Below are 5,892 nucleotides of genomic sequence, written 5' to 3' on the forward strand. Positions count from 1 at the left end.
GGTGTGTTTTTTGGGGCCCCTGGTATGGTGTGTTTGGCGTTGTCGGCCTTCGGCGGTTTGCCGGTGGTCTTTTAAACCGCGGGGACGCCGGGGGTTTTCTCTTCCAACCCCGACGGTGACCCCGGTTTTACCCCCGGCCAACGTAAGAGCCCCCGTAACCGTTTACATGCCCCGTCCAGCCCGCTCCAAACCCCGTAACCCCAACCGAATTCGGTACGATACGCGCGGGGACAACGCGGTGCCGGGGGATCAGCGGCAGCGTTGCGAGTTCTTGTTTGGCATCCGTCGTTCCACATGAGGTGGACCAGCGCGCCTTCGCCTGCCTTTTTGTCGAACACCCAATGATCGCCACCCTCCTTGTCGGCATGCTCTGCGTTTACCTGCTGAGCTTCAGCTTGATGTTCCAACTCATCAGTCGTCGCCTTCAGGACGAGAAGATGGGTATGGACGTCTTTGCGGCGGCCAACCTGATGCTGGGCGGGGCCTATGTGCTGCAACTGCTGGAAGGGCCGCCGGGCTGGAGCTGGACCAGCATGGTCAACCACACGCTGACGCTGTGCGCCTTGCTGGCGTACTGCGTGGGCGGGGCGCGCTTCTTTGGCCTTGCTACGCCGTTGGCCAGGCCGCTGTTGTACCTGGCGGTGGGCTACAGCCTCCTGCAGATTCTGGTGAACTGGTCCGTGGGCCCGGTGGCGCGCTATGCGCTGCTGGCAGGTACCTGTGCTGTGTGGTTCGTCAGCATGGTGGCGGTGCTGTTGTACGGCGCGCGCAGCTTCGCGAAGGACCTGCGCGGTGAGGTGCTGCTGTTTGCCGGTTTGATCAGCGGCATCTGCGTGCTGAATGTCATCAAGCTCAGCAAGCTGCTGTCCGGCGGCTTCGAGGCGCTGAGCATGGACGGCCAGTTCTCGATGATCTTCTACGTCTACATGTGCTCGCTGGCGACCATCCTGCCGCCATCGATCGTCTGGCTGGTGCTGCGTAGGCTTACCGACAAATTGCGGTTCATGGCGGCGCGCGATCCGCTGACGAAGCTGCTCAACCGTCGCGGCTTGGGCACGGAGCTGAGTTCCTGCTTCCAACGTCCCGGCACTTCGGCGCGATTGCTGCTGGTCGACGTGGACCACTTCAAGAACATCAACGATACCTATGGCCATCAGGTAGGCGACGCCGTGCTGTGCGGCGTTGCTGATGCCCTGCGCGCTTCGGTGCGCAAGGGCGATCTGGTCTGCAGGCTGGGCGGCGAGGAATTTGCCGCCATCTGCATTGGCGCCGACGACGCGCCAGCCCTGCGTGTGGCCGAGCGCGTACGCAGCGGCATCGAGCAAGCGGTGATGGTGCAGGGCGCACGTTACGAAGGGCTGCGCTGCACGGTGACCATCGGTGTCTCGGATAGCTTTGCCAGCGCGGCAGGTTTGAGCCACGCCATGCAGCAGGCCGATGCGGCGCTGTACCGCGGCAAGAACACTGGCCGCAATCGTGTGGAGCAAAATCGGGGTCAGAGTCGAGTTAATGCAATGCTGGATACAGTTCACTAGCTGTCTGTGCCCGCGTCGGATTGCTGGCATTCTTGGGCGGTGCTGCAGCAAACAGTGGCAGCTGAACTTCGGAGGGGGAGCATGCGATTCTGGTTTGCACGTGCGTTGAACTGGCAAGTGTCTGCTGGGCGAGCCGATGGGCGCTCGGTCATCGAACGCTTTCCTATCTGCTTTCCCTATTCGCTTTGCGGCCGAACAGATCCGGGTTGCGCTGCAACTTTGCTGCGTCGGTGCCTGCGCCGGATAGTCGGGGTGCCGATGCTCCTGCTGCTGGTGTTCTTGCTGCCGGCGACGGCCGCAGCGCAGGCGGAGGGTCTACCCGTCCGCGTCCTCATCAGTTACCAGCACATGGGCTGGGACATGATCGAGGAAAACTTCGTGCTTGAGCGGCTGGCTGGCAGGCAGGATTACACCTTGCAGGGCAGCTACGAGGACCGCAATGGTGGTCGCAAAGGCCTGCGCCGGGATGTTGATGCCGCGGCAGTAGCGGCCTTGGTTGACGCGGTTCGCGAGCCGGCCTGGGATCGGGGGCGTGGGGTTCGCGGCGTCGCCGCGCACTATCGTCGCGGCCAGTTGATCCCCAGCGGGGATTGGCAGAGCCACCCATCGAACGGTTGCAGCAAAGCAACGCAGCGCTTGGTCGGCGCCCAATACGTCAAGAACAAGGGCGTGCAGACGTTGGTGGATGAGCTGTATGGCGATGGCATCAGCTGGACCGATGACTATCCGTTCGCAGTCATTCAACTGATCTGGGCCGATGGGCGACGGCAGGTGTTGCACTCGGAATCGCAGAAGGCGCTGATGCTGCCTTGGCGTTTGGGCGAACCCGATAATAAAAGGGATTCAGCGCCAGAAAACTGGTCGATTCCCATCAGTGAGCGCTTGAGAGCGTTGTTGCCGGCCAGTAGCTTCCTGCATGCGCGCCTTGATGGCATGGAGGCGATGGCTCGGAAAATTGGCTATCGGGTGCAACATGCGGTTGGGCTGCAGTGCAGCGCAGATCTCGAAAGGCGCGAAGCCAGGGAATAGGGCGTCGGCTTCAAGGTAGCAGGGCAATCCAGGAACCTGACTCTGACCCCGGTTTTGCACTACCATGCGGCCACCAGCCAGCCATTCCCGTTCGACAACGGCGCAGCGAGCCAGGACACCCTTCGTGCCCTATCAAGGAAGCTCGCAATGTCGAAATCCCCCCTGTTCCGTTCCGCTGCGCTCGCGCTGGCGGTCTCTCTTGCGGTAGTTGCACCGGCTGCTTCGGCGGCATCGCCGGTTGCAGGCGCCAGTAGCGCTGCTGCCGCTGTGCAGCGTCAGGCCGTCGCCAAGGGCCTGTACGAACTGGCTTACAGTCCTGCACAGAACGCCGTGTTCGTTGCCTCATCCGGCGGCTTTGGCGATGACGCCGGGCCGGCCCAGGTGCTGCGCCTGGATCCCACCACGCTTGCCGTGCAGCAGCGCATCCCGCTGGAGCGCAAGGGCTTTGGCGTGGTGCTGGATGACGCCAACAATCGCCTGTATGTCGGCAATACCGTCGACACCTCGGTGACGGTGGTCGATACCGCGCAGAACAAGGCCATCGGCACTGTGCAGCTGATGGAGAAGGTCACCGACAAGGACGGCAAGTCCTACTACAGCCACGATCTGCGTGAGCTGGTGGTGGATGCTCCAAACCATCGCCTGTACGTGACTGGTCATTCGCAGGAAGGCAGCGTGTTGTTCGTGGTCGATACGCAGTCGCTGCGCTTGATCGACACCATCGAGGGGCTGGGCAAGGCCAAGGCGCCAGGGCTTGCGCTGGATGCATCAGGCAAGCGGGTTTACACCAGCAACCTGTTGGGTGAAGTGGTCACCGTCGGCACCGACAGCGGCAAGGTCGAGCAGCGCTTCCAGGTCAGCGCCGAGCAGCCGATGAACATCGCGCTGGACACCGCCGGCAAGCGCTTGTTCGTCACCGATCAAGGCTTGGAGATGATCCGCAAATACCAGGCCAGCAGCATTGAAGGCTTCGCCTCGCGCCATCCGGGTAAGCGCGTGCTGGTGCTTGATCGCAGTAGTGGCGCCGAACTGGCCAGCATCCCGACCGATGCAGGCCCCTTGGGCATCCTGCTGGATGCACCGCGCAAGCGCCTGTATGTGACCAACCGCGAAGCGGGCAGCGTGACCGCCTACGACAGCGACAGCTACCAGCAGGTGGCCAGCTGGTCGGTGCCGACGCATCCGAACAGCCTGGCGCTGGATGCGGAGAACAACGTGTTGTACGTCAGCATCAAGAATGGCGAGAGCGACCCGAAGGGTGCTGAGGAAGCCGTCGCCCGCATCGATCTGGGCAGCTGACGCAGCAGCTTCTGCAACCGGAGTGTCCGGGGCCAAGGCAGCCATGCGTGCCTTGGCCTTTCTTCCACGGTTGCTGGCATCATCGGCCCATGGCCATCACGCTCGATCATCTGCGCCGCTACGCGGTTGCCCGTTCGCTGTTCAAGCCGACCACGCTGATGCGGGCGATTGCGAAGCTGGGCTTTGTCCAGGCCGATCCAATCCGCGCGCCCGCACGGGCACAGGACCTCACCCTGCGGCACAGAGTAGTGGGTTACCGCGCTGGTGATTTAGAACAGCGCTATCCACGCCTTCCCATCGAGGAAGACTTCTTCGTCAACTATGGCTTCCTGCCGCGTGGGCATCATGCCTTGATGCATCCACGGCAGGCGCGAATGGAATGGACGCCTGCACGTTGGAAGCAGGCGCAGGCGGTGCAGGCCTTCATCGCCGAGCGTGGTGCGGTGCATCCGCGTGAGGTGGACGCGCACTTCGCACATGGCAAGACCACCAATTGGTTCGGTGGCTCGTCCAATGCCAGCACGCAGCTGCTCGATGGCATGCACTATCGCGGGCTGCTGCGGGTGGCGCGGCGTGATGGCGGTACGCGCGTGTATGCGGCGCGCGATGCGGCACCACCGGTTCACAAGAGTGATGTCGATGCGCGCATGGATGCGCTGATTGATCTGATTGTCGGCAAGTACGCGCCATTGCCGGATGCCAGCCTCGGTCAGTTGGTGGCCTATCTTGGCAATGGCGTTCCGCAGTGGAAAGACGCGCGCAAGGCTGCGCTGTTGCGTGCGCGGCAACGTTTGCAGCGAACGCGGGTGGATGGCGTTGATTGGGTTTGGCCGGCTGACGAGCGTGTGGAGAGCCGTCGCTGGGAGCCGGATGCACAGGTGCGGCTGCTGACGCCGTTTGACCCGGTGGTGTGGGACCGCCGCCGTTTCGAGTTGCTTTGGGGCTGGGCGTATCGCTTCGAGGCATACACACCTGTACCCAAGCGCAAGTTGGGTTACTACGCTCTGCCGCTGTTGTGGGGTGATCGGGTGATCGGCTGGGGCAATGTGTCGGTTGCAGGCGGGGCGTTGAACGCTGAGTTGCGGTACGTCGAAGGGCGAGGTCCGCGTGATGCTGCTTTTGCCCAGGAGTTGGATGCGGAGTTGGCGCGCGTGCGGGTGTTTCTTGGAGTGGAATAGTGAGCTGAACCTTCTGCTGGCTGCGGTGCCGCCCTTGCGTATCCGCGGCCTTTGGAGATGAAACGGTCTCATCTCTGCGATGTCCACAGTTTCTCTGTGGTTGCTGTCAGCTGATCCGGGTGCCAGACCGGTTTTGTCAGGTTGGTGCTGATGGTTCTCCAGCTCGGGCGGTGCGGGCGAGTTGAACCATGGCTACTGCATCCGTCATGCTGCAGCGCCGTTGTACTGCTCCGCCCATAGGATCACACGCGTGTCGCCAACTACTGCCGCAGCAGCTCGCAATAGTGCCTTGCATATGACTGTGGCTTTCATCGCCATGGGTAGCTGGGCCACCTTCGCCAATCTGGCGCACCCGATGCCGCGGCCGTTGATCGCGGGAGTGGTGCAGGGCACGTTGTCGGCGCTGATCACCTTGTTCCTGAAGCGAATGATCGAGGCACTGTCTGCCCGCTTGCCGGGGAGGTCCGGTTATTGGGTGCCGCCGATGGTTGCTGTGATCGCTTCGCTGAGTCTGCTCAGCAGCATCCATTGGCTGGCTGGTACGCCGGAGATACTGCGCACGATCGTGGTGCCATTGTCGGTGACTGCGATCTATGCGACGACCTACAACCTCGCGCTGCGGCGCGCGTCGGCGCCGAGAATGTAGGAGCGGCGTGAGCCGCGAAGCCATTGCTGTGTCAGCCAGCGAAGAGCCAACCCCTCCCCAAGCCTCTCCTTCGCGACGCGAAAGGGAGGGGGCGTAGTGGGGGGGGGGGCGCCGGGCGGGGGGCGGGGGGGGGGGGGGGGCGCCGGGCCGCCGGCGCGCGCGCCCAGGCGGAGCGAGCCCCGGGGGCGCGCGCGCCGCGCCGCGC

The 5,892-nt window shown here is 63.3% G+C and carries 5 protein-coding genes; all 5 read left to right on the plus strand.

What is annotated here, in order from left to right; translation table 11 throughout:
• Nucleotides 1–341: 341 nt before the first annotated feature.
• The 5 genes from ACVOK8_RS19015 to ACVOK8_RS19035 all read left to right on the plus strand — a co-directional run bounded on the left by ACVOK8_RS19015 (nt 342) and on the right by ACVOK8_RS19035 (nt 5,687).
• Nucleotides 342–1,535 (plus strand): GGDEF domain-containing protein, encoded by a 1,194-nt coding sequence (locus ACVOK8_RS19015; protein ID WP_481568177.1) that lies wholly within the window; start codon nt 342–344, stop codon nt 1,533–1,535.
• 252 nt (nt 1,536–1,787) lie between these two features.
• Nucleotides 1,788–2,564 (plus strand): hypothetical protein, encoded by a 777-nt coding sequence (locus ACVOK8_RS19020; RefSeq protein ID WP_481568178.1) that lies wholly within the window; start codon nt 1,788–1,790, stop codon nt 2,562–2,564.
• Between the two features lie 147 nt (nt 2,565–2,711).
• Complete coding sequence (locus ACVOK8_RS19025) at nt 2,712–3,863, plus strand: YncE family protein (RefSeq protein ID WP_481568179.1); 1,152 nt, start codon at nt 2,712–2,714, stop codon at nt 3,861–3,863.
• A gap of 89 nt (nt 3,864–3,952) precedes the next feature.
• The gene (locus tag ACVOK8_RS19030) at nt 3,953–5,041 is read left to right on the plus strand and encodes a DNA glycosylase AlkZ-like family protein (protein ID WP_481568180.1); all 1,089 of its coding nucleotides are present in this window, start codon (nt 3,953–3,955) and stop codon (nt 5,039–5,041) included.
• 295 nt (nt 5,042–5,336) lie between these two features.
• A complete protein-coding gene (locus tag ACVOK8_RS19035; RefSeq protein WP_481568181.1) occupies nt 5,337–5,687 on the plus strand; it encodes a hypothetical protein in 351 nt (116 codons plus the stop codon).
• Nucleotides 5,688–5,892 lie beyond the last annotated feature (205 nt).

The organism is Stenotrophomonas sp. STEN083 (assembly GCF_056759195.1).